Source organism: Streptomyces muensis, assembly GCF_021474425.1.
GTDB classification, from domain to species: domain Bacteria; phylum Actinomycetota; class Actinomycetes; order Streptomycetales; family Streptomycetaceae; genus Streptomyces; species Streptomyces muensis.
In genome coordinates, this window is the sequence record NZ_JAKEIP010000053.1 from 18936 (window position 1) to 41369 (window position 22434).

General features: G+C 71.4%; 22 protein-coding genes. 11 read left to right on the forward strand and 11 right to left on the reverse strand.

Annotated elements, in window-relative coordinates:
- The first annotated feature begins 172 nt into the window (after positions 1–172).
- Positions 173–355, forward strand: coding sequence for a tail-anchor membrane protein (locus tag L0P92_RS15780; protein WP_086731275.1), 183 nt, complete (start codon positions 173–175; stop codon positions 353–355).
- A 3-nt stretch (positions 356–358) separates the two neighbouring features.
- On the opposite strand, the gene L0P92_RS15785 is transcribed toward L0P92_RS15780, so the two are convergent.
- From L0P92_RS15785 to L0P92_RS15800, 4 genes are all read right to left on the reverse strand, one after another.
- On the reverse strand, positions 359–1753 hold the full coding sequence (locus L0P92_RS15785) for a tannase/feruloyl esterase family alpha/beta hydrolase (RefSeq protein WP_234763340.1): 1395 nt from the start codon (positions 1751–1753) through the stop codon (positions 359–361).
- A 183-nt stretch (positions 1754–1936) separates the two neighbouring features.
- Positions 1937–2824: a hypothetical protein gene (locus tag L0P92_RS15790; protein ID WP_234763341.1), complete on the reverse strand. Its 888-nt coding sequence runs from the start codon at positions 2822–2824 to the stop codon at positions 1937–1939.
- A gap of 134 nt (positions 2825–2958) precedes the next feature.
- A complete protein-coding gene (locus L0P92_RS15795) occupies positions 2959–3273 on the reverse strand; it encodes a hypothetical protein (RefSeq protein ID WP_234763342.1) in 315 nt (104 codons plus the stop codon).
- Positions 3274–3417: 144 nt separating this feature from the next.
- The gene (locus L0P92_RS15800) at positions 3418–4017 is read right to left on the reverse strand and encodes a class I SAM-dependent methyltransferase (RefSeq protein WP_234763343.1); all 600 of its coding nucleotides are present in this window, start codon (positions 4015–4017) and stop codon (positions 3418–3420) included.
- A 152-nt stretch (positions 4018–4169) separates the two neighbouring features.
- Here L0P92_RS15800 and L0P92_RS15805 point away from each other — a divergent pair, with 152 nt between their 5' ends.
- The 5 genes from L0P92_RS15805 (at position 4170) to L0P92_RS15825 (ending at position 9174) form a co-directional block, all read left to right on the forward strand.
- Positions 4170–4943 carry an MHYT domain-containing protein gene (locus L0P92_RS15805; protein WP_234763344.1) on the forward strand — a complete coding sequence of 258 codons (774 nt, stop codon included), beginning with the start codon at positions 4170–4172 and terminating at the stop codon, positions 4941–4943.
- A gap of 68 nt (positions 4944–5011) precedes the next feature.
- Positions 5012–7543, forward strand: coding sequence for a sensor histidine kinase (locus L0P92_RS15810; RefSeq protein ID WP_234763345.1), 2532 nt, complete (start codon positions 5012–5014; stop codon positions 7541–7543).
- The gene (locus tag L0P92_RS15815) at positions 7540–8013 is read left to right on the forward strand and encodes a roadblock/LC7 domain-containing protein (protein WP_372497268.1); all 474 of its coding nucleotides are present in this window, start codon (positions 7540–7542) and stop codon (positions 8011–8013) included. Before L0P92_RS15810 ends, L0P92_RS15815 begins: the two co-directional genes overlap by 4 nt.
- A 22-nt stretch (positions 8014–8035) precedes the next feature.
- Complete coding sequence (locus L0P92_RS15820) at positions 8036–8449, forward strand: DUF742 domain-containing protein (protein WP_234763346.1); 414 nt, start codon at positions 8036–8038, stop codon at positions 8447–8449.
- 119 nt (positions 8450–8568) lie between these two features.
- Positions 8569–9174: a GTP-binding protein gene (locus tag L0P92_RS15825; RefSeq protein ID WP_234763347.1), complete on the forward strand. Its 606-nt coding sequence runs from the start codon at positions 8569–8571 to the stop codon at positions 9172–9174.
- A 23-nt stretch (positions 9175–9197) separates the two neighbouring features.
- On the opposite strand, the gene L0P92_RS15830 is transcribed toward L0P92_RS15825, so the two are convergent.
- The gene (locus L0P92_RS15830) at positions 9198–9626 is read right to left on the reverse strand and encodes a PPOX class F420-dependent oxidoreductase (RefSeq protein WP_234763348.1); all 429 of its coding nucleotides are present in this window, start codon (positions 9624–9626) and stop codon (positions 9198–9200) included.
- A gap of 96 nt (positions 9627–9722) precedes the next feature.
- Between L0P92_RS15830 and L0P92_RS15835 the strand changes: the two genes are divergently transcribed.
- Both L0P92_RS15835 and L0P92_RS15840 read left to right on the forward strand, forming a co-directional pair.
- Complete coding sequence (locus L0P92_RS15835; RefSeq protein WP_234763349.1) at positions 9723–10136, forward strand: roadblock/LC7 domain-containing protein; 414 nt, start codon at positions 9723–9725, stop codon at positions 10134–10136.
- Positions 10137–10262: 126 nt separating this feature from the next.
- A complete protein-coding gene (locus tag L0P92_RS15840) occupies positions 10263–11288 on the forward strand; it encodes a DUF6397 family protein (protein WP_234763350.1) in 1026 nt (341 codons plus the stop codon).
- Here L0P92_RS15840 and L0P92_RS15845 read toward each other — a convergent pair.
- Entirely contained in the window at positions 11275–12144 is an 870-nt protein-coding gene (locus tag L0P92_RS15845) for an acyl-CoA thioesterase (RefSeq protein ID WP_217213882.1), read from the reverse strand. The genes L0P92_RS15840 and L0P92_RS15845 overlap by 14 nt on opposite strands.
- A 28-nt stretch (positions 12145–12172) precedes the next feature.
- Positions 12173–14686 (reverse strand): DEAD/DEAH box helicase, encoded by a 2514-nt coding sequence (locus L0P92_RS15850; RefSeq protein ID WP_234763351.1) that lies wholly within the window; start codon positions 14684–14686, stop codon positions 12173–12175.
- Between the two features lie 145 nt (positions 14687–14831).
- Between L0P92_RS15850 and L0P92_RS15855 the strand changes: the two genes are divergently transcribed.
- Positions 14832–15626, forward strand: coding sequence for a metal-dependent hydrolase (locus L0P92_RS15855; RefSeq protein WP_234763352.1), 795 nt, complete (start codon positions 14832–14834; stop codon positions 15624–15626).
- Between the two features lie 77 nt (positions 15627–15703).
- Here the strand turns inward: L0P92_RS15855 and L0P92_RS15860 are convergent, their stop codons facing one another.
- The 4 genes from L0P92_RS15860 to L0P92_RS15875 form a co-directional block, all read right to left on the reverse strand.
- Positions 15704–15964 carry a type B 50S ribosomal protein L31 gene (locus L0P92_RS15860; RefSeq protein WP_234763353.1) on the reverse strand — a complete coding sequence of 87 codons (261 nt, stop codon included), beginning with the start codon at positions 15962–15964 and terminating at the stop codon, positions 15704–15706.
- A 123-nt stretch (positions 15965–16087) separates the two neighbouring features.
- Entirely contained in the window at positions 16088–16558 is a 471-nt protein-coding gene (locus L0P92_RS15865; protein WP_234763354.1) for a DUF5709 domain-containing protein, read from the reverse strand.
- Positions 16559–17215: 657 nt separating this feature from the next.
- Positions 17216–19003 carry an ABC transporter ATP-binding protein gene (locus L0P92_RS15870; RefSeq protein ID WP_234763355.1) on the reverse strand — a complete coding sequence of 596 codons (1788 nt, stop codon included), beginning with the start codon at positions 19001–19003 and terminating at the stop codon, positions 17216–17218.
- A complete protein-coding gene (locus L0P92_RS15875; RefSeq protein ID WP_234763356.1) occupies positions 19000–20808 on the reverse strand; it encodes an ABC transporter transmembrane domain-containing protein in 1809 nt (602 codons plus the stop codon). The genes L0P92_RS15870 and L0P92_RS15875 overlap by 4 nt, the downstream gene beginning before the upstream one ends.
- A gap of 201 nt (positions 20809–21009) precedes the next feature.
- On the opposite strand from L0P92_RS15875, the gene L0P92_RS15880 reads away from it, so the two are divergent.
- Together L0P92_RS15880 and L0P92_RS15885 are read left to right on the forward strand one after the other, a co-directional pair.
- Positions 21010–21831: a L,D-transpeptidase family protein gene (locus tag L0P92_RS15880; protein ID WP_234763357.1), complete on the forward strand. Its 822-nt coding sequence runs from the start codon at positions 21010–21012 to the stop codon at positions 21829–21831.
- 51 nt (positions 21832–21882) lie between these two features.
- The coding region (locus tag L0P92_RS15885) for a peptide-N4-asparagine amidase (RefSeq protein ID WP_308289726.1) at positions 21883–22434 on the forward strand (552 nt) is incomplete at its 3' end.

Consider the following 22434-nt stretch of genomic DNA (forward strand, 5'->3'; position numbering starts at 1 on the left):
ATCTCCCTCGTGCGGAGCCCGGCACGTTGATCGCACATCGGCGACACCGGACCTCCGTGACCAGTAGGGGCCGCACCTCAGGGTCGTCTCAGGGTCGCGGTTCGGAACCGCTGGAAGCGCGGACCCGTTTTCAGGTCAGAGAGCGGCAGTGGCCGCGAAGGAGGCGACGCACATGTCGAAGAACGCGAAGATCGCCGCGGGAGGTGTGGCGGCCGGTCTCATCCTGTTGATCTGGTTGCCCTGGTGGGCCGCGCTCCTGATAGTCCTGGGAGTCCCGGCCGCCGCGTACCTCACGCTCGACCCGTCACAGCGGCGCAGGCTGCGCCGCGTCACACGCAAGGAACTCGGTCGCTGACCCTCACCCGGCCGCCCGCGCGGCCGGGATGGACAGCGGGCAGGAGTTCAGCACGTCGCCGCTCGCGGGCCTGCCGACGGTGTGGTCCGCGGGCGGTCGGGTGCCCCGCTCCACCCATGCGGCCAGCGCGTCGAAGGCCGACCGATAGCAGGGCAGGATCGGCCGGAGCCTGTCCGGGTAGGTGTCGTACAGGCCGTCGACATGAGTGCCGCCCGCGATCGTGTAGTAGCGGTGCAGTGGCCCCCGGCCGCTCGCGTCGACCATGCGCGCGTACACGTCCGAGTCGGCCGCCTTGGGCAGCAGCGCGTCCAGATCGCCGTGCAGCGTGAGCAGTGGCCGGCCGATGCGCCCGGTCAGCGCGACGCGGGCCACGGCACGACGGACGGATGCCGGGCGCGACGAGTAGTCGTACGAGGCATCGGACGGGCAGGGCGCCAGGACCTGATCCGGCGTGGTCCCGGCGGACGGGCCGGGGCAGCCGGGGTCGTATGCGGGATCGAACTCGGCGCGGTAGATCTTCTGCGTGACTCCCCAGTAGGCCTGCTCGTGATACGGCCACAGAAACTCGGAGCCGCGCGCGAAGCCGACCGTGTACAGGTCCTCGTCCCGCGCGGAGCCGAGCGTGTGTGCGACCGCCGTGGGCAGGGAGGTGAGCAGGTTGGGACCGTTCGCGGTCCACAGCGCGCCCTCCCAGTCCACGCCGCCGTCGTACAGCTCGGGATGGTTCTCCAACTGCCAGCGGGTGAGGTAGCCGCCGTTGGAGATGCCTGTCATGTACGTACGACGGGGGGCGTGCCCGTAGCGCTGGGCCACCGCCTTGCGGGCCGCCCGGGTCAGCTGAGTGGTCCGGGTGTTCCACTCGGCGACCGCGTCGCCGGGCCGCTCGCCGTCCCGGTAGAAGTCGGCGCCGTTGTTTCCCTTGTCGGTCGCGGCGTAGGCGTAACCGAGTGCGAGCACCTGGTCGGAGATCGCCGTGTCCGTCGCGTACTGCCTGCGGTTGCCGGGGGCTCCGGTGACGACCAGTCCGCCGTTCCAGCGGTCCGGCAGCCGGATCACGAACTGCGCGTCGTGACGCCGGCCGTGAGTGGCGTTGAAGCGGGAGGAGTCAGGGAAGTACCCGTCGATCTGCATCCCCGGCACCCCGGTCGGGTTCCGGGTGCCCCGGGCCGTCAGCCCTGCCTGGTCGGCCATGTCCGTGTAGGGCGTGCCGGCGAGCCCGGCCGTGGTCAGATCGGCGAGGCAGGCACTCTGCTGGAAGGCCGCGCCGGGCACCCGTACACCGTCCTGACGGGCGCAGGGCTGCTCGGCGACCGCCGCGGCCGCTGCCGGAGTCGGCTGACTGAGGACGCCGGCCAACAGCGCGGCGGCGATGCACGGAACACCTCGGGACAGGCGCATGACGGTCTCCTGGCAGCGGGGGACGGGCACATGAGGGATCGAAGCCGTGAAGGCTGCCTCATGGTGCGGTCCTGGCTCCGCGTCATCCATGGGTCGGGACCACATGGAACGCCATAGCGAGATGGGGCCACCTGACACCGACTGGTCCGTGCCGCGCCGCTGCCGTGCCGTCCGGCGCGCGGTTCAGCTGGGACGTACGGCCATTTTGTCGAGCGCTTCCAGCAGCCCGGGCAGCTCCGGCCCGCGACCCACCGGCAGGACCTCGCCGGGCTCGTCGTCAAGGAGCACGAACGCGATGTCGTCGGTCCTGGCGACGAGCGACCAGCCGGGACCGTCCGCACGCAGGGTCCGCGCGTCACCCGGGGCGAACGAGGACCGGACGCGACCGAGGGGCGGCGGGGAGTCCACGTACGCGCGAGCCTCCGCGAGGACCCTGCGGATGCCGCTGTGGCCACCAAGGGTCCTGCCTTGGCCGCCCTTGTCAGCGCCCTCGCCTTCGCCGCCGCCTTCACGCTCGCCCGCGTCCGCGGCCTCAGCAGCGTCTGCCGCCCCGCCGCCCGACGTCGCGAAGTCCGTGTCATCGATCTGCTCGCGCCAGATCGCCCACTGCAGGGCGATCTCGTCGGCGCCCAGGCGCCGCTGGGCCGGCCCCCACACGCTCGTGTCCGGCGGCGCCAACGGCGGACCGTCCGCGACCTCGGGATCGGGATCGTGCGGATCCGGCACATTGGGGGCGGCGACGGCCACCGCGAGGGGCCACCCGGGCAGCGCGGCCACGACCGTACGCTCGTCGGGTGACAGGTCGTACTCCATGCCGCAGTCCCAGGACGCGATGGCGACGGCGACCAGGGAGACGTCGTCGATGACGACCGTCCACCGGGCGCCGTCGCCGTCCTGGCCGAGGACCAGGCCGTACCCGTCGGCGAGCGGCGCGAGGCCGAGCGCCGCGCAGGCCTCCGGATAGTCGTCGCCCAGCACGCTCGGGAACTTCGCCGGCGTCAGCAACACCGCCGTGAGCACATAGAGCGCATCGTCCGCGGCGGCGACGGCCTCCTCGTCCGTCCCGGCCATCCCAGCCTCCCCATCGGTTCGTCCATCGGCGCGCACCCTAGTGCGACCGGAAGCCGCTTGTCACGACTCCCCGGCCTACCCGAGCTGCAGCTTTCCGACTGGTCGGGGCGAATCGACCGAGATCGGCCACGGTGTCAGGCCGCCGGGAGCCCCAGCAGGGTCCGGGCGACGGTCTGTGGCGACTCGTCGCGTTCCCGGGCGAGCGCGATGACGGCCCGGCACGCCAGCTCGCTCACCCCGAACGACAGCGCCTCGGGAGAGACCCACCCGGAGGCCTCGTCGATCTGATCCTGGTCGTCCTCCGCGCAGGCCGACACGTACACGGCCGCCGCCTCGAAGAGATTGTGCGTGCGCTTCTCCTTGTGCGGGCGCTCCTGCCGCATACTCTCCTCCTCCGCGTGCGGGGAACGGAGAAGTCTCGCGCACACCTCGCGCACCCTGTCCCACATGGTGACCGCCTTCCCCCTGTGTGGCTGATCCGACCGATCGTCCATCTTCCACTGTTCAACCTAGAGTTGGAGCTTCGGCTGCAGAAGGGGGCAGCGCCGTGCAGGGCTTTCCGTCAGCCGTCGTCGCCGGGCGGCGCTGAGACGTCAGTGCTCCCGGACGGCCAGTGCCAGGAAGCGGTCGTCCTCGTCGACGTACGACGTCATGCGCCACCCGGAGCCGGCGAGCAGCGGCCGGAGGTTGGGCTCGGCGCGCAGGTCGCCCGGGGTGAGCTGCCGGCCCTGGCGTGCCGCGAGCGCCGCCCGGCCGATCGGGTGGAACAGCGCGAGGACGCCGCCGCGACGCACCACGCGGGCCAACTCCCGCAGGTTCTCGGCGGGGTCGGGCAGATGCGCGACGAGGCCGGCCGCGAACACGGCGTCGAGCGATTCCGGCCGCAACGGCAGCGCGGCCACGTCGGCGAGCAGCAACTGCCCGTCCGCATCGCGTCCCGCCCGCACAGCGGCCTCCAGCATGGCCGGGGTCAGATCGGCGCCCAGAACCACTCCCGAGGGCCCCACAGCGGCACGCAGCGGCGGCAGGGCACGTCCCGTGCCGCAGCCCGCGTCGAGTACGCGGTCCCCCTCGCGCAGCCCGAGCTCGGCGACCGCGGCCGCGTAGGCGGGTCCGTCGTCCGGGAACTTGCTGTCCCAGGCGGCGGCGCGGGCCGTGAAGAACTCCTGCACATGTGTGTGGTCGTCGCTCATGTTCCGCATGATCCCTCACCGGCACGGATGACACCGCTGTGCACATGTTCGAGCGTGACGCGATCGTTCCGCTGCATCTCTGTGTCATATTCCAACAGCTTTCGAAATGCGCCCCCTTCGCGCGCCCATGGCCCGACTAGCGTCCCTGGGCCATGGGACACCTGGACCACGCCGCCCTCGGCTGGCTGACCCCCGTGCTGTCGTACGTGATGGCGTGCATAGGCGCCGCGCTGGGGCTGCGCTGCACCGTCCGCGCGCTCGGCGCCACCGGCCGGTCGCGCCGCAACTGGCTCATCACCGCCGCCTCGGCGATCGGCACCGGCATCTGGACCATGCACTTCGTGGCCATGCTGGGCTTCAGTGTCAGCGGCACCGACATCCGCTACGACGTACCGCTCACCATCGTGAGCCTCCTCGTCGCCATGGCCGTCGTCTGCGGCGGCGTCTTCGCCGTCGGGTACAGCCGTGACCGCACCCGCGCGCTCTTCCTCGGCGGGCTCACCACCGGGCTCGGAGTGGCGAGCATGCACTACCTGGGCATGGCCGCCGTACGACTGCACGGCGACGTCACCTACGACCCCGTCCTCGTCGGACTCTCCGTCCTGATCGCCATCGTCGCGGCGACGGCGGCCCTGTGGGCCGCGCTCAACATCAAGTCGCCCGTCGCCGTCACCATCGCCTCACTGATCATGGGCGCGGCGGTCAGCAGCATGCACTACACCGGGATGTTCGCGGTGAGCGTGAACGTCACACCGGCCGGCGCGATCCTGCCCGGGGCCACGGCGATGCAGTTCATCTTCCCCCTCGCCGTCGGCCTCGGGTCCTACCTCTTCCTGACCTCGGCCTTCGTCGCGCTGTCGCCCACCACGGGGGAGCGTGCGGCATCCGCGTCGGCCCAGGGATCGGTGGAGAGCGTCGCCGGCTAGCGGCGGATCCGGACCGGCGACGGGTCCGGAACAGCACGCCCCGAACCCCACTTCCGAGCGAGGAGGCCATGCGTACACCCCGTAGGACCACCGCAGTCGGCGCCCAGACGCCGTCCCAGCCCCTCGTGCGCGGCCGCCGCGCCCACGCGGGACCACCGGCCGACGAAGGCCCCGAGGAGCCCATGGGCGCGGCACTGGAGGACACACCCACGCGCGCGGAGCGCTGGCGCGTACGGCCGCGCACCGTCCGCGCCAAGATCGTCTGCCTGCTGATGGTGCCGGTCGTCTCGCTGCTGGCCCTGTGGGCCTACGCCACCGTCAGCACCGCACAGGACGTCTCCCGGCTGCGTCAGTTGCAGCGCGTGGACACCGGGATCAGGTCTCCCGCCGCGGCCGCCGTCGCCGCCCTCCAGGCCGAACGCCAGGCCGCGGTGCGCTACGCGACCGACCCGTCCGCGGGATCGAGCGACGACTACAAGAAGCTTGCGGAGGACACCGACAAGGCGGTGGCGCGGCTACGGCTCGGCGACCGCAACACCGTCGCCGACGGCGAGGAACTCCCCGCCGGAGTGGCCCGGCGACTGGAGGCCTTCGTCACCGGCGCCGAGCGGCTGAACACCGTACGGGCCGCCGTGCTCGACCGTCGCTCGGGCTGGGACGAGGCGTACGGGCGGTACACCAGGACCATCGCGAGCGCGTTCTCGGTGGGCGGCGCGCTCACCGGCATCCAGGACGCCGAGCTCGGCTCCGACGCGCGCGTGCTGCTCGAGTTCGCCCGCGCGGGCGAGGCGCTGGCCCAGGAGGACGTGGTGCTGGACAGCGCTCGCCTCGCCGGACGCCTCGACGGAGAGCGCATGCGGCTGTTCACCGGCGCCGTCGACACCCGCCGTACCCTCACCGAGTCCGCCGTGGCCGACCTGCGTGGCCCGGAACGCGCGGCCTGGCAGAGCCTCGCAGGCGGCGGCGACTACGCGACCGTGGCCGCCGTCGAGGACAAGGTCCTCGCCGCAGCGCCGGGCGCACGGGCGATCGACGTCGCGGCCGATGCCACCTGGAGCAAGGCACACGCACGCGTGCAGGACACGATGCGGACGATCGAGCGCGACGCCGGGCGCGATGTCGCGGACCGCGCCGACCCGTTCACCCGCGGTCTGCTCACCCCGGCCGGGGCCGCCGTCCTCTTCGGCCTCGTCGCCGTCGCCGCCTCACTGGTGATCTCCGTACGCATCGGCCGCGGCCTGGTCGTCGAACTGGTCAGCCTGCGCAACAGCGCCCTGGAGATCGCCCGGCGCAAACTCCCCGAGGCCATGCGCAAACTGCGCGCCGGTGAGGAGATCGACGTCGAGGCCGAGGCACCGACCGGACCGCCCGCCGAGGACGAGACCGGTCAGGTCGGCGAGGCACTGGGCACCGTCCACCGCGCCGCCCTCCGTGCTGCCGTTGAGCGTGCCGAGCTCGCCAGCGGCATCTCCGGCGTCTTCGTCAACCTCGCCCGCCGCAGCCAGGTCCTCGTGCATCGCCAACTGAGCCTGCTGGACAGCATGGAGCGGCGCTCCGACGACCCGAACGAACTGAGCGACCTCTTCCGGCTCGACCACCTCACCACCCGCATGCGACGCCACGCCGAGAGCCTGATCATCCTCTCCGGGGCGGCGCCCGGGCGGGCCTGGCGGATGCCGGTCCCGCTGACCGACGTGGTCCGCGCGGCCGTCTCCGAAGTCGAGGACTACGCGCGCGTGGAGGTACGCCAGCTCCCCGAAACGTCCGTCATCGGCGCGGCCGTCGCCGACCTCACCCACCTCCTGGCCGAGATCATCGAGAACGCCGCCCAGTTCTCACCGCCCCACACGCGCGTGCGCGTCACCGGCGAACCCGTCGGCAACGGCTACGCCGTCGAGGTCGAGGACCGGGGCCTCGGCATGGGCAAGGAGACGCTCACCGAGGCCAACCGGCGCATCGAGCAGTCCGAGGCGCTCGACCTGTTCGACAGCGACCGGCTGGGCCTGTTCGTGGTCAGCAGGCTCGCCTCCAGGCACGGCGTCAAGGTGCACCTGCGAGCCTCGCCCTATGGAGGCACGACCGCCGTCGTCCTGTTGCCCACGGCCCTGCTCCACAACGCCACGGCGGAACGTTCCCGCGGGCAGAAGGCGGCCACCGACCGGTCCGCCGATCACGAGTACGCGCGCGTGCCCGCCGCCGACCGGCACCAGGAGCCCGTCCACGCCGGCGTCGACCGGCCCGCGCTGGTGGCCTCCGCACCGGTCGTGGCGGAGCCCCGAACCGACACCCCACCCCCCGGAGTCACCACCTTGCGACTGCATCGCCCTCCGGACGACTCCGAAGCCCCCGAATCCTCCGACGACCTCCCGCGCCGCGTACGCCAGGCGAGCCTCGCCCCGCAACTGCGCGAGGAGCGCCACGACGAACAACCGCCGACGGCCACCTCCCGCGACGACCAGCAACGCACCCCCGAACTCGTCAGGGACCGCATGGCTGCCTACCGCGACGGCTGGGCGCGCGGCGGCGGCAGGCAGCCCGGCCGCGGGAGCACACCCGATTCCGCAGAGCACAGCGACGGCAGCGAAGGAGACCTCGCATGATCCAGGATCCGAGCATGAGGGCCGGCATGGGGGTCCCCCCGATGGAGCGCAACCGCGAGTGGGGGAGGTCCGGTGAACTCGACTGGCTGCTGGACGACCTGGTGCTGCGGGTGAGCGAGGTACGGCACGCCGTGGTGCTGTCCAACGACGGCCTCGCCGTGGGCGCCTCGACGGACCTGCGCCGCGAGGACGCCGAGCACCTCGCCGCGGTCGCCTCCGGCTTCCACAGCCTGGCCAAGGGCGCGGGACGGCACTTCGGCGCCGGAGGCGTGCGGCAGACCATGGTGGAGATGGACGACGCCTTCCTGTTCGTGGCGGCCGCCGGCGACGGGTCCTGCCTGGCCGTCCTCACCGCCGTCACCGCCGACATCGGACTGGTGGCGTACGAGATGGCACGGCTGGTCAAGCGCGTGGGCGAGCACCTCTACACGCCGCCGCGCGCTGCCGCGCGCCCGCCCGCGGCGGGATGAGCCGGAAGGGCGGTCCGCGCAGATGACCGAGGACACGACGGACGCCCCGCGCGAGCCGGGCAGTCAGTGGTACGACAACGAGGCCGGGCCCCTCGTCCGCCCGTACGCCATGACGGGCGGACGCACCAAACCCGGTCCCACCGGGGTCCGGTTCGATCTGATCGCCCTGGTCACACTCGACGCGGCCGCACCCGGCGCCGACGACGACACCGCGCTCGGGCCGGAACACCGGGCCCTCGTCGAACTCTGCCGGCCCGAGACGCAGTCGGTCGCGGAACTCGCGGCGGGGGCCGATCTGCCCGTGGGGGTCGTCAGGGTGCTCCTCGGCGACCTCCTGGAACTCGGCTGCGTCACCGTCAGCCGTCCGGTCCCGCCCGCGCAGCTTCCTGACGAACGAATCCTGCGCGAGGTGATCGAAGGATTGCGGGCGCTGTAGACGCCCTTTCAGAACCAGCCAAAAGCGGTCCAACCCCAGGAAGACAAGCCGCAGTTGTCATGATGCTGACTTCGCACCGTGACGTCGACCGATGCCGGTACTCCCGAGAGAAGTGATCGATGGTCTCCGAGCACCCCGACGCCTCCGACGGCGAGACCGCCGCGCTGGCGTTGAAGATACTTGTCGCCGGCGGATTCGGCGTCGGCAAGACCACCCTGGTGGGCGCGGTCAGCGAGATCAGACCGCTGCGCACCGAGGAACTGCTCAGCGAAGCCGGGCAGTCGGTGGACGACACCGACGGCGTCGACCAGAAGGTCACCACGACGGTCGCCATGGACTTCGGGCGCATCACCATCCGCTCCGGACTGTCCCTCTACCTCTTCGGCACCCCCGGCCAGGACCGGTTCTGGTTCCTGTGGGACGAACTGTCGCAGGGAGCCCTGGGCGCCGTGGTCCTCGCGGACACCCGACGCCTGGAGGACTGCTTCCCGGCCGTGGACTACTTCGAGCACCGGCACATCCCGTTCGTCGTGGCCGTCAACTGCTTCGCGGGCGCACGGACGTACGGCGCCCAGGACGTCTCACGTGCTCTCGACCTCGACCAGGGGACACCGGTCGTGCTGTGCGACGCCCGCGACCGCGACTCGGGCAAGGAGGTGCTGATCCGACTCGTCGAGTACGCCGGGCGGATGCACACCGCCCGGCTGCTGGACTCCGTGGGCTGACCGGCGTTCGGCCGCGGCAGCCGTCAGTCGGCGACGGCCTTCTCCGCCAACACCTTGTCGATCGTGACGCGGACGAGGAGTTCACCCGGCACACCGTTGCGCGCCCCGAACTCCTCCGCGCGCTCCTGGCCCATGTAACGCGCCCCGATCCGACCGGCCCAGTGCCTCAACTCCGCAAGATCCTCCGAAATCACCGCCCGTCCCCGCAACACCACGTAGTCGTACGGCGGCCGGTCGTCGTCCACGCACAACGCCACCCGGCCGTCCCGGGCCAGATTGCGGCCCTTCACACTCGACTTGCCGGTGGTGAACACCAGGTCGTCCCCGTCGAGCACGAACCAGATGGGCGTCACGTGGGGACTGCCGTCGGCCCGCACGGTCGAGAGCTTCGCGGTGCGGGTGCCCTGCGAGACGAACGCCCGCCATTCCTCATCGGTCATCTTCTGCGCCATGCCCCCATCCTCCTTGCCCACGGGCCGGATCGTCGGGAAGGGTGGCGAAGAGCTCCTCCGGCGCAGGGGGAGACATCTACACGGGGAGACCGGATCATGGCGCAGAACCAGGGACTTGGCTGGCTCCTGGACGACCTGACAGAACGCGTCGATCACGTACGGCACGCGTTGGTGCTGTCCAACGACGGTCTGGTGACGGGTGCGAGCACGGGACTGCGACGCGAGGACGCCGAACACCTCGCCGCCGTCTCGTCGGGACTGCACAGCCTGGCCAAGGGCTCGGGACGGCACTTCGGCGCGGGCAGAGTCCGCCAGACGATGGTCGAGTTCGACGACGCCGTGCTGTTCGTCACCGCGGCGGGCACCGGCAGCTGTCTGTGCGTGCTCAGCGCGGCGGAAGCCGACATCGGTCAGATCGCCTACGAGATGACCCTGCTCGTCAACCGGGTCGGTGAGCACCTCGACGTGGACGCCCGACAGCCCGAACGGAAACCTGCCACAGATCTCTGACCTGCTGGTTCGTCATCCCCCGTGGAGTTATCCACAGGCCCGCCACGAGATCCGGCGGAGCGGCTACGGTTTTGTCACCGCGAACGCACAGAGCGTGAGCGACCGACTCCACGGGGGAGACCGACCATGTCCGACACCATCACCACACCGCACCGCCTCTCCTTCACACCGAGCCGCGCGGCCCGGGAACTGGGACTGAAGCGAGGCGAGTTGGACCTCGCCGTGCACCTCGGCCTCATCCGGACGGTGCCTGACGAAGGAGGCGGAGGCGGCACAGGCAGGCGCGTCCCCCGAACCGAGATCGAGCGGGTGCGGGCGGGAGAGGGGTTTCCCGATTCGTTGCAGCACCGCGTACAGGTGGTGGGCACGGCAGCGGGCGCGGACGTCATGGGCGTACCCGCCGGCAGGTTCACGCGCCTCGCGCGCCTGGGCCTGGTGGTGCCGGTGACGTGGTACCTGAACCGCTACCGCGCCGTGGTCTGGCTGTATCTCGCCGAAGAGCTGAAGCAGGTCGCCACGGACGAGAGGAACGCCGCGCTGCTGAAGGCCCGCCGTATGCCCGAAGGGCCGCGCGGTCTGCTCGACGTCGGCCTTGACCTGCGTCCGCGCAACTGGCGTGGACGCCACCGGGGATTCCTGCTGCGACTGGCCGAGGACCCGTGGGAGAGTGCCGGCGCCCTGGCCGCCTTCCTCGATCCCGTCCAGATCGCGGAGATCGTCCCCGACCCCTACGAACGCTCGCACCTGAACCGCTTCCGGCCAGGCCCGCCTGCCTCCGGCGCGCCGGGCTCGCCCGCCTCTCTCCTCGCCGAGCGGATCATGACCGCGGACGACCCGGACGAGATCAGCCTGCTGCGGGCCGAACTGGCGGCGGCTCTGGAAGAGGCACGCGAGAGGCGGCCTGCCCCGCGGCCGACGGGGAAACGTCCCCCGGTGCCCGCGCATCCGAGGCATGTCGGCTCGCCGGGGACCGAACAGCCGGAACGACCCAGGCAGCCGGAACGATCCGGGCAGCCGGCACGACCGGGGCCGCCGGAACGACCTGGACAGCGGGAACGGAGCGAGCAGCCGGTGCGCCCCGACAGGCCGCAACCGCCACGCGGCTTGCTGAGCCGTCTCCGTCGCAGAAGCCGCCGGGCTACAACGACCTGAACAGACCCTCCTGGACCACGGACACCAGCAGACGTCCCTCCAGGTCGTAGATCCGCCCACGGGCGAGGCCACGTCCCCCGGTCGCGATCGGTGACTCCTGGTCGTACAGGAACCACTCGTCCGCGCGGAAGGGCCGGTGGAACCACATGGCGTGGTCCAGCGACGCGATGTCGAAGCTGCGCGGGCCCCACAGCGGTTCGACGGGGATGCGGACCGCGTCCAGGAGGGTCATGTCGCTGGCGTAGGTCAGCGCACAGGTGTGCACGACCGGGTCGTCGCCCAGCGGCCCGACCGCGCGCATCCACACCGCACTCCGCGGTTCGGCGTCCTTGACCTCCTCTTCGGTCCAGCGCAGCCGGTCGACATAACGAATGTCGAAGGGCTGACGCCGGGCCATCCGCTCCAACTGCTCCGGCAGCGTGCCCAGATGCTCCCGGATCTCGTCGGTGACCGTCGGCAGCGACTCCGGGTCCGGGACCTTGCGGGCCGGCGGCAGCTGGTGCTCGAAGCTCCCCTGTTCAGGCTTGTGAAAGGAGGCGGTGAGATTGAAGATCGTGCGGCCCTGCTGCACCGCGGTGACCCGACGGGTCGTGAACGACCTGCCGTCCCGGACCCGTTCGACCTGGTACACGATCGGCACACCCGGCCGCCCCGGGCGCAGGAAGTACGCGTGCAAGGAGTGCACGGGTCGGTCCCCGTCGGTGGTGCGTGCGGCGGCGACCAGCGCCTGGCCCGCGACCTGGCCGCCGAAGACCCGTTGCAGGGACTCCTGCGGGCTGCGGCCACGGAAGATGTTGACCTCGATCTGCTCCAGGTCGAGCAGGTCGACGAGCCTCTCGGCCGGGTTCGTCGTCATGGATGGGATTCTCCTGTGCTCACAGAGCTCACAGCTGGCCTACGTCGGTGACGCGGACCACGGCGCGGCCCTCCGCGTCGGAGGCGGTGAGGTCGATCTCGGCGCTGATGCCCCAGTCGTGGTCGCCGTTCGGGTCGTCGAAGATCTGGCGGACCCGCCACAGACGGTTCGCCGGCTCCTCCTCGATCACCAGCAGCTTGGGGCCACGGGCGTCGGGGCCGGTGCCGAGGTCCTCGTACTCGTCCCAGTACTTGTCCATGGCCTCGCCCCAGGCGTCGGCGTCCCAGCCGGCCTCGGCGTCCATCTCGCCGAGCTCCTCGACCTGGTCGAGAGCGGCGAGTTCGACGCGGCGGAACATCGCGTTGCGGACGAGGACCCGGAAAGCACGTGCGTTGGTGGTGACCGGCTTGACCTCGTCGGCCTTCTCCTGGGCCTCCTCGGCGGTCATCTCCTCCGGGTTGGCGAGCTGCTCCCACTCGTCGAGCAGACTGGAGTCGACCTGGCGCACCATCTCGCCGAGCCACTCGATCAGGTCCTGCAGATCCTCGGACTTGAGGTCGTCCGGGATGTTGTGGTCGAGGGTCTTGAAAGCGCTGGCGAGGTAGCGCAGCACGATGCCCTCGGTGCGGGCCAGCTCGTAGAAGGACACCAACTCCGTGAAGGACATGGCACGTTCGTACATGTCCCGGATCACGGACTTCGGCGACAGGGGATGGTCGCCGACCCAGGGGTGGCTCTTGCGGTAGGTGTTGTACGCGTGGAAGAGCAGCTCCTCCAGGGGCTTCGGGTAGGTGATGTCCTGGAGGCGCTCCATGCGCTCCTCGTACTCGACGCCGTCCGCCTTCATAGCGGCGACGGCCTCGCCCTTCGCCTTGTTCAGTTGGGCGACCAGGATCTGCCGGGGGTCGTCCAGGGTGGACTCGATGACCGACACCATGTCCAGGGCGTACGACGGCGACTCCGGGTCCAGCAGCTCGAACGCGGCCAGCGCGAAGGTCGACAGCGGCTGGTTGAGCGCGAAGTCCTGCTGGAGGTCGACCGTGAGACGGACGATGCGGCCCGTGGCGTCCGGCTCGTCGAGCTTCTCGACGATGCCGCCGTCCAGCAGCGAGCGGTAGATGGCGATGGCGCGCCGGATGTGCCGCAGCTGCTGCTTGCGCGGCTCGTGATTGTCCTCCAGCAGGTGCCGCATCGCCTCGAAGGCGTTTCCGGGCCGGGCGATCACCGACAGCAGCATGGTGTGCGTCACCCGGAAACGGGAGGTCAACGGCTCCGGTTCGGAGGCGATGAGCTTCTCGAAGGTGTTCTCCGTCCAGGCGACGAAGCCCTCGGGCGCCTTCTTGCGGACGACCTTGCGGCGCTTCTTCGGGTCGTCACCGGCCTTGGCGAGCGCCTTCTCGTTCTCGATGACGTGCTCGGGTGCCTGGGCCACGACGAAGCCCGCCGTGTCGAAGCCCGCCCGCCCGGCGCGGCCGGCGATCTGGTGGAACTCGCGGGCGCGCAGCGTACGGACCCGGTTGCCGTCGTACTTGGTCAGCGCGGTGAACAACACGGTGCGGATGGGCACGTTGACGCCCACGCCCAGCGTGTCCGTGCCGCAGATGACCTTCAGCAGACCGGCCTGCGCGAGTTTCTCCACCAGACGCCGGTACTTCGGCAGCATGCCGGCGTGATGGACGCCGATGCCGTGCCGCACGTAACGGGAGAGGTTGCGGCCGAACTTGGTGGTGAAGCGGAAGTTGCCGATGAGCTCGGCGATCTGGTCCTTCTCCTCACGCGAGCACATGTTGATGCTCATCAGCGCCTGTGCCCGCTCCACGGCCTGCGCCTGTGTGAAGTGCACGATGTAGACCGGGGCCTGCTTGGTCTCCAGCAGTTCGGTCAGCGTCTCGGTGAGCGGGGTGAGTTTGTACTCGTAGGACAGCGGCACGGGACGGGTGGCCGAGCGGACCACCGCCGTGGGGCGACCGGTGCGCCGGGTGAGGTCCTCCTCGAACATCGAGACATCGCCGAGCGTGGCCGACATCAGGATGAACTGCGCCTGCGGCAGCTCCAGGATCGGGATCTGCCAGGCCCAGCCCCGGTCCCCCTCCGCGTAGAAGTGGAACTCGTCCATGACGACCTGGCCGACGTCCGCGTCCTTGCCGTCGCGCAGCGCGATCGACGCGAGCACCTCGGCGGTACAGCAGATGACGGGGGCGTCGGCGTTGACGGACGCGTCACCGGTCAGCATGCCGACGTTCTCGGTGCCGAAGATCTTGCACAGCTCGAAGAACTTCTCCGAGACCAGCGCCTTGATCGGAGCGGTGTAGAAGGTGACCTCGTCACGGGCGAGCGCGGCGAAGTGGGCGCCCGCTGCGATCATGCTCTTGCCGGAGCCGGTGGGTGTCGACACGATCACGTTCGCGCCGGACACCGCCTCGATCAGCGCCTCCTCCTGGTGCGGGTAGAGAGTGAGACCGCGCTCCTCGGCCCACGACTCGAAGGCTTCGTAGAGGGCGTCGGGGTCGGCGGTCGGCGGCAGCTGATCGATGAGGGTCACCCACCCATCTTGCCTGCCCTCCTCCCTCACAGGGGAATCGGCTGCGAGCACGAAGATCGAGAACGCTACGCTGTGTCGCCGACTACACGTCAGCGAACCGGGTCAACTGGACAGCGGCACACGAGGAATGGGGCGGGCAACGGCGATGATGGGACCAGCACACTCACTGTCGGGCGCCGCCGCCTGGCTCGGCGTCGGAGCGGCGGCCGCCGCCGCGGGGCACGGGATGCCCTGGCCGGTCCTCCTCGCAGGCGCGCTGATCTGCGCCGGGGCCGCCCTCGCCCCGGACCTCGATCACAAGGCGGCCACCATCTCGCGCGCCTTCGGCCCCTTGTCACGCTGGCTGTGCGAGATCGTCGACAAGCTGTCGTACGCCGTCTACAAGGCCACGAAGAAGCAGGGCGACCCGCGCCGGTCCGGTGGACACCGCACGCTCACGCACACGTGGGTGTGGGCGGTCATGATCGGCGGTGGCGCCTCGGTCCTGGCGATCACCGGCGGCCGGTGGGCCGTCCTCGCGATCCTCTTCGCGCACCTGGTACTGGCCATCGAGGGCCTGCTGTGGCGTGCGACCCGGGGTGCCAGTGCCGATGTCCTGGTGTGGCTGCTCGCCGCGACCAGCTCATGGATCCTGGCGGGCGTCCTGGACAAGCCGGGCAACGGCTCGGACTGGCTGTTCACGGCGCCGGGCCAGGAGTATCTGTGGCTGGGGCTGCCGATCGTGCTGGGCGCGCTGGTGCACGACATCGGGGACGCGCTGACGGTGTCCGGCTGCCCGATCCTGTGGCCGATCCCGGTGGGCCGCAAGCGCTGGTATCCCCTGGGGCCGCCGAAGGCCATGCGGTTCCGGGCGGGCAGCTGGGTGGAGCTCAAGGTGCTGATGCCGGTGTTCATGGTGCTGGGCGGAGTGGGCTGCGCCGCGGCGCTCAACGTGATCTGAGCGGGTGGGTCGGTGATCAGCCCGCGGCACCGCGCCGCCGGGCGACGCGATGGTGGCCCGGTCCGCTCCGCGTCGGATCAGCCGCCCTGTCCCGCCCCGCCGCCGTAACGCCGTTCGAAGGCCGCGACGCGGCCCTCGGAGTCCACCGTGCGTGCCTTGCCGGTGTAGAAGGGGTGGCTCTCCGAGGAGATCTCGACGTCCACGACCGGGTAGGTCTCGCCGTCGTCCCACTCGATGGTCTGGTCGCTGGTCGCGGTGGACCGGGTCAGGAAGGCGTAGCCGGCGGCGCGGTCGCGGAAGACGACCGCGTGGTAGTCGGGGTGCTTGTCCTGCTGCATGCGGGCTCCTCGTGTGCGGTGGCCTCGATGGCGGCCGTCGGCGGGGGCCGACGGCATGGCGCCGAAGGCGCGGGGACTGCGGCACGGGGGCTGCGGGAATCAGCCGTGCCACGGCCGCGACGGTCAGCCGTACAGGGCGTCCTCGTCGACGATGTGCATGGCGGCCTCCTCCGCGGACGCCGCCGCACCGTCGATGCCCACGTCCGTCGCGACCAGGGCGCTCTCCTCGTCCTCGTGGGCGCCTTCGTCGGGTGCCACGAGGCGGCCGGAGCGCAGGGCGCCGACCTCGTTGTCGAGGAGTTCCCCGTCGGTGCCGTCGGCGTCGCCGAGGCCGTCGCCGTCGGGGGCGACGAGGTCGGGCTGCTCCTCGGCGAGCCGCTGGTCGAGGGTCTCGCCCTGATGGCGCTCGGCGGCCGTGACACCGGTGTGCTCCACCGCCAGCGGCCTGTCGGGAGGGGACCAGCCCCGGTCCAGGGGGTCGTCGACGCCGTCGTTCTCCAGAGTGTCCTCCGCGTCGAGCAGCCCGGTGTCCTCACGTTGATCGGATGCGTCGGGCTGGTAGACGTCGTCACCCCATCCGTCGGCGCTGTTCACGGGTACCTCCAGGTGGTGGGGACGGGCCCGAACTCGCCGCGGTCGGCGGCGGGCCGCCACGGCGCGGGGCACAGGCCGCACCCGGCGCGAACCGCGTGGTTCCCGGGTGCTCCCCGAACCGGTGCCGCTATCCAGCCTTCCACCCCTTTTCGCCCCTGCGCAACGGCACGGGTGCACTCCGGTACGACAGCAGGGGGCAGCGGCGAGAACTCGGGATCTCCGGCCCGGGAGCCGGGCGAGCCCGGCCCCTGGAGCACGGCGGTCGAGCCGCTCGACCCAGCCCGCCGTACCGGCCCGCTCCAGCCGGCCCGTCGCGCGGGTGGCCGCGGTCGGCCGAGGCCACGCGCCGTGGGTCAGGCATGCGTCCACGGCCTGCGAGGGCCCTGGTCCTGGCCCTGGCCGTCGGTGCTTCCGACGCCGTCGCGAGGTGTCCCCCGCCCGGCCCTTGGGGCATGGCTGGCGAGCCGTTCGATCCAGCCGACCGGACACGGCTCGCTCCAGCCGGCCCGTCGCACGGGTGGCCCCGGTCGGCCGAGGCCACGCGCCGTGGGTCAGGCATGCGCCCACGGTCTGCGAGGGCGGCCCCGGCCCTGCTCGACGAGGCTTCTGGCGCGGTCGACCGGTGTCCCTGGCCGGCGACCGCCCTGCCGGCTCCACTCACCCGTGCCAGGACCGCCACAGCGCCGCGTAGGCGCCGTCCGCCCTGACCAGCTCGTCGTGGCTGCCCAGCTCGCTGATCCGGCCGTTCTCGACGACGGCGATGACGTCCGCGTCGTGGGCGGTGTGGAGGCGGTGGGCGATGGCGACGACGGTGCGGCCGTCGAGGACGCGGGCCAGGGATCGTTCCAGGTGACGGGCGGCGCGCGGGTCGAGGAGAGAAGTCGCTTCGTCCAGGACCAGCGTGTGCGGGTCGGCCAGGACCAGGCGGGCCAGCGCGATCTGCTGGGCCTGGGCCGGGGTCAGGGCGAACCCGCCCGAGCCGACCTCGGTGTCCAGGCTGTCGTCGAGCGCGCGGGCCCAGTCGTCCGCGTCGACCGCGCCCAGCGCCGCCCACAGCTCGGCGTCGGTCGCGTCGGTGCGGGCCAGCAGGAGGTTGTCGCGCAGGGAGCCCACGAAGACGTGGTGCTCCTGGTTGACCAGGGCCACGTGCGAGCGGACCCGCTCGGCGGTCATCCGGGACAGTTCGGCGCCGCCGAGGGTGATCCGGCCGTCCCGGGGCGCGTAGATGCCGGCCAGCAGCCTGCCCAGGGTCGACTTGCCGGCACCCGAGGGGCCGACGAGCGCCAGTCGGGTGCCGGGGGCGACCTCCAGGGAGACCTTGCGCAGCACGTCCACGCCCTCCAGGTAGCCGAAGTGCACCTGGTCGGCGTGTACGTCGCGGCCGTCGGGCGCCAGCCGGGCGTCCCCGACGTCCGGCTCGATGTCCCGGACCCCGACCAGCCGGGCCAGCGACACCTGGGCCACCTGGAGCTCGTCGTACCAGCGCAGGATCAGCCCCACCGGGTCGACCAGCATCTGCGCGATGAGCGCACCGGTGGTCAGCTGACCGACCCCGATCCAGCCCTGGAGGACGAACACACCGCCGACCATCAGGACCGAGGCGAGGACCATCACATGGGTGACGTTGATGAATGGGAAGAGCACCGACCGCAGCCAGAGCGTGTAGCGCTCCCAGGCCGTCCACTCCTTGATCCGCCGCTCCGACAGTTCGACGCGGCGCTCGCCGAGGCGGTGGGCCTCCACGGTGTGCCCGGCGTCCACGGTCTCGGCGAGCGCGGCGGCCACGGCGGCGTACCCGGCGGCCTCCGAGCGATAGGCGGACGGCGCCCGTTTGAAGTACCAGCGGCAGCCGATCACCAGCAGCGGCACGGCGAGCAGCACGGCGGCGGCCAGCGGCGGCGCGGTGACGACGAGCCCGCCGAGCAGCAGGATCACCCAGACCACACCGATCGCCAGCTGGGGCACCGCCTCGCGCATCGCGTTGGCCAGCCGGTCGATGTCCGTCGTGATCCGGGACAGCAGGTCGCCGGTCCCGGCCCGCTCCAGGACACCGGGCGGCAGCCCGACCGACCGGATGAGGAAGTCCTCGCGCAGATCGGCCAGCATCCGCTCACCGAGCATCGCGCCGCGCAGCCGGACCTGGCGTACGAACACGGCCTGGACGAGGAGAGCGGCCACGAACAGTCCGACGGTGAGTTCCAGATGGAGCTCCCGGTCGCCGACCCCGTCCGACACCCGTTCCACCAGGCCGCCCAGCAGCCAGGGCCCCGCCATCGAGGCCACCACGGCGACGGTGTTGACGGTGATGAGGAGGAGGAAGGCACGGCGGTGCCGGCGGAACAACTCGACCACGTAGGCGCGCACGGTCGTGGAGGCGCCGACCGGCAGGGTGTTCGCCGTCGTCGGGGCCGCCGGGTCGTACGCCGGGGGTGCGACGCCGATCATGCTGACTCCTCGATCTCTTGCAGTTCCTTCTCGTGCAGTTCGCTGAAACCGCGGCTGAGGGCGGCCTCGTCGTCGGTCTCCCGGGTCACGACGACCCGGTACCTCGGCTCGGACCGCACCAGTTCACGGTGCACGCCGACCGCCGCGACCTCGCCGTCATGGATGAGCACGACGCGGTCGGCGCGGTCCAGGAGCAGGGGCGAGGAGGTGAACACCACGGTCGTGCGCCCCGCCCGCAGGTCGCGCACGCCCTCGGCGATCCGGGCCTCCGTGTGCGAGTCGACGGCGGAGGTCGGCTCGTCCAGGACGAGCACCTCCGGGTTGGTGATCAGCGACCGGGCGAGCGCGAGGCGCTGGCGCTGGCCGCCGGACAGGGACCGGCCGCGTTCGGTGATGCGGGCGTCCATCGGGTCGTCGGCGTCGAGCGACCCCTGGACCAGGGCGGCCAGGACGTCAGCGCACTGCGCGGCCGCCAGCGCCTCCTCGGCACCGACGTCACCGGACCTGGGCACGTCGAGAAGCTCACGCAGGGTGCCGGAGAGGAGCACCGGGTCCTTGTCCTGCACGAGGACGGCCGTACGGGCGCTGTCGAGCGGCAGTTCGTCGAGCGGGACACCGCCGAGGAGTACCGAGGCGGCACCCTCTTCCGAGGGGTGTCCGCCCAGCCGTTCGGCCAGCCGCCCCGCCGCGTCCGGGTCGCCGCACACCACGGCCGTGAGCCGGCCGGCGGGGGCGAGCAGCCCCGTGGCCGGGTCGTACAGATCTCCGCCGGGCGGCTCGGACCCGTCGCGCGTCCCTGTCGTGTCGGTGGCGCGCTCCAGGGACAGCACACGCGCGGCTCGGCGCGCCGAGGGCCGGGAGAAGGAGTACGCCATGGCGATCTCCTCGAAGTGCCGGAGCGGATAGGTGAGGATCATGATCGAGCTGTAGACGGTGACGAGCTCGCCGACGGTGACGCGGCCCTGGCGGGCCAGGTGGACGCCGTACCAGACGACCGCGATCAGCAGCAGTCCCGGCAGCAGTACCTGGATCGCCGAGATCAGGGCCCACATCCGGGCGCTGCGCACGGCGGCATGGCGTACCTCCTGGGAGGCGCGGCGGTAGCGGTCGAGGAAGAGTTCCTCGCCGCCGATGCCGCGCAGGACGCGCAGTCCGGCGACGGTGTCGGAGGCCAGTTCGGTGGCGCGGCCCGCCTTCTCGCGCTGGAGGTCGGCCCGTCGGGTCGCCGGAGGCAGCAGGGGCAGCACGGCGAGTGCCAGTACGGGCAGGCCGACGGCGACGATCACACCGAGCGCGGGCTGGTAGACGACCAGGCCGACGCAGACCACCACCAGGGTGACCGCCGCCGCCGTGAACCGTGACCAGGCCTCGACGAACCAGCCGATCTTCTCGACGTCGCCCGTGGAGACGGCCACGACCTCACCGGCCGCGACCCGCCGCGTCAGCGCCGAGCCCAACTGCGAGGCCTTGCGGGCCAGTACCTGCTGGACACGCGCGGCGGCAGTGATCCAGTTGGTGACGGCGGTGCGGTGGAGGAAGGTGTCGCCGAGCGCGTTCCCGATACAGCACAGGATCAGGAGCCCGCCCGCCAGGGCGAGTTGCGCACCCGAACGGTCGACGACGGCCTGCACGGCGACACCGACGCAGAACGGCAGCGCGGAGACGGACAGGAAGTGCAGCAGCCCCCAGGCCAGCGCCTTGAGCTGTCCGCCCCTCTGGTTCCTGAAGAGCCACCACAGGAATCGGGGACCCGAACGGGCGTCCGGCACACCTGGATCGGGATACGGAAGGTCTTGAATCTGCATGACGTCCCAGTGGCTCGTGTCAGTGGGGGGATCAGGGGAAGGGGATGGGATGTGAGTCGGGTACCGATGCGCGGAACGGGACAGCGCACGGCGGCAGCAAACCGTGACAGGTTCGCGTCGCAGCGTGGTCGGACGCAAACGGTTTTCCACGCCGCCGCACAGATCCGGCTGCCACCGCGCACGCGGTGTCACCATGGACCGATGCGGAACGGCGGAGTGCTCGGTGGACGCGGAGCGAGCGGAGTGCGCGGAGTGCGGCGTGCGACGGTCGCGAGGTCGGCCCTCGGATCCCTCCTGGCGGCCCTGACGACTTTGACGACGCTGACCGCTCTGGCGACCGCGACCCTGACCGCCTGCGGCGCCGGCGCCACGGAACACGGCAGTGGCGCGGACGTCGGCAAGGGTGCGCGCACGGGCCCGGCCACCACCACGGATCCGACGCGCATCCCGGGCGTCGGCGACCGATGGCAGCGGCACATCCCCGCGGACTCGCGGCAGGTCGTGGCGGTCTACGGCGACGGCAGGGACTCCCCGACGGCCACGGTCGTGCTCTACGCCAGACAGGGCTCCGCCTGGGACCGCGTCCGCAGCTGGCCCGCGCACAACGGCAAGAAAGGCTGGACGACCGACCACCACGAGGGCGACAACCGCAGTCCCGTGGGCGTGTTCACGCTGAGCGACGCGGGCGGCGTACGCAAGGACCCCGGGTCGAAGCTGCCGTACACACGGTCCCCGGGCTTCGCGGCGCCGCGCTGGTGGGCGAAGTCGTACTGGCACGACTTCGACTACGTCATCGCCATCGACTACAACCGGGTCAAGGGCACCCCGCCCAACGACCCCACCCGTCCCGAGGGCCAGGGCAAGGGCGGTGGCATCTGGCTGCACATGGACCACGGCAGTGGCACCTCGGCCTGCGTCAGCCTGTCCGAATCGGCGATGGCGTATCTGCTGCGCACGCTCGATCCGGATCGGCATCCCGTGGTGGTGATGGGGGACAGGGCCGACCTGAAACGCTCACGCTGACGCCGGAGGCCCCGTTGCGGCGGCGGCCCGACTCCCCGTAGAACACCGGCCATGAAGAGCCGAATAGTCATGTCCATGCTCGCGGGGGCGACCCTCCTGGCGAGCTCGCTGTTGGGCGCGGCCCCCGCCCGATCGGCCGATGTGCCCGCCGAGTTCGGCACCGACTGGCACGACCCGATCACGGCCGCACCGCCGGTGACCAGGCCTTCCGGAAAGTCCTGCCAAGTCACAGTGGCCGAGGCGCAGTTCCGCGACTTCACCCCGTACAAGGGCGCCTACACCCCGCCCGACGGCTGCGGCGCGAGCTGGAGCAAGGTCGTGCTGCGGATGGACGGCAAGGTCAAGGGACGTCAGTTCGACCGCCTGGGTTACCTGCATGTCGGCGGGGTGGAGATCTTCCGTACGTCGACACCGGAGCCGTCACCCGACGGGATCGAGTGGTCCGTCGAGAAGGACGTCACGCGGTACAGCGACACCTTCCGGCGCGCCCAGGACGTCGAGATGCTCATCGGGAACGTCGTCGACGACACCTACACCGGCGTCATCGACGTCAAGGTCACGCTGACCTTCTACGCCGGCCGCCCCGCCGCGAACGCCACCCAC

What these genes read in the sequence shown, in the direction of transcription:
- L0P92_RS15815 (WP_372497268.1), top strand. Translation starts at nt 7,540, where the DNA reads ATGATCCAGGATCCGAGCATGAGGGCCGGCATGGGGGTCCCCCCGATG.
- L0P92_RS15860 (WP_234763353.1), bottom strand. Translation starts at nt 15,964, where the DNA reads ATGCAGCAGGACAAGCACCCCGACTACCACGCGGTCGTCTTCCGCGAC.
- L0P92_RS15785 (WP_234763340.1), bottom strand. Translation starts at nt 1,753, where the DNA reads ATGCGCCTGTCCCGAGGTGTTCCGTGCATCGCCGCCGCGCTGTTGGCC.
- L0P92_RS15800 (WP_234763343.1), bottom strand. Translation starts at nt 4,017, where the DNA reads ATGAGCGACGACCACACACATGTGCAGGAGTTCTTCACGGCCCGCGCC.
- L0P92_RS15790 (WP_234763341.1), bottom strand. Translation starts at nt 2,824, where the DNA reads ATGGCCGGGACGGACGAGGAGGCCGTCGCCGCCGCGGACGATGCGCTC.
- L0P92_RS15835 (WP_234763349.1), top strand. Translation starts at nt 9,723, where the DNA reads ATGGCGCAGAACCAGGGACTTGGCTGGCTCCTGGACGACCTGACAGAA.
- L0P92_RS15840 (WP_234763350.1), top strand. Translation starts at nt 10,263, where the DNA reads ATGTCCGACACCATCACCACACCGCACCGCCTCTCCTTCACACCGAGC.
- L0P92_RS15830 (WP_234763348.1), bottom strand. Translation starts at nt 9,626, where the DNA reads ATGGCGCAGAAGATGACCGATGAGGAATGGCGGGCGTTCGTCTCGCAG.
- L0P92_RS15875 (WP_234763356.1), bottom strand. Translation starts at nt 20,808, where the DNA reads ATGCAGATTCAAGACCTTCCGTATCCCGATCCAGGTGTGCCGGACGCC.
- L0P92_RS15810 (WP_234763345.1), top strand. Translation starts at nt 5,012, where the DNA reads ATGCGTACACCCCGTAGGACCACCGCAGTCGGCGCCCAGACGCCGTCC.
- L0P92_RS15845 (WP_217213882.1), bottom strand. Translation starts at nt 12,144, where the DNA reads ATGACGACGAACCCGGCCGAGAGGCTCGTCGACCTGCTCGACCTGGAG.
- L0P92_RS15880 (WP_234763357.1), top strand. Translation starts at nt 21,010, where the DNA reads ATGCGGAACGGCGGAGTGCTCGGTGGACGCGGAGCGAGCGGAGTGCGC.
- L0P92_RS15820 (WP_234763346.1), top strand. Translation starts at nt 8,036, where the DNA reads ATGACCGAGGACACGACGGACGCCCCGCGCGAGCCGGGCAGTCAGTGG.
- L0P92_RS15825 (WP_234763347.1), top strand. Translation starts at nt 8,569, where the DNA reads ATGGTCTCCGAGCACCCCGACGCCTCCGACGGCGAGACCGCCGCGCTG.
- L0P92_RS15870 (WP_234763355.1), bottom strand. Translation starts at nt 19,003, where the DNA reads ATGATCGGCGTCGCACCCCCGGCGTACGACCCGGCGGCCCCGACGACG.
- L0P92_RS15795 (WP_234763342.1), bottom strand. Translation starts at nt 3,273, where the DNA reads ATGTGGGACAGGGTGCGCGAGGTGTGCGCGAGACTTCTCCGTTCCCCG.
- L0P92_RS15805 (WP_234763344.1), top strand. Translation starts at nt 4,170, where the DNA reads ATGGGACACCTGGACCACGCCGCCCTCGGCTGGCTGACCCCCGTGCTG.
- L0P92_RS15780 (WP_086731275.1), top strand. Translation starts at nt 173, where the DNA reads ATGTCGAAGAACGCGAAGATCGCCGCGGGAGGTGTGGCGGCCGGTCTC.
- L0P92_RS15855 (WP_234763352.1), top strand. Translation starts at nt 14,832, where the DNA reads ATGATGGGACCAGCACACTCACTGTCGGGCGCCGCCGCCTGGCTCGGC.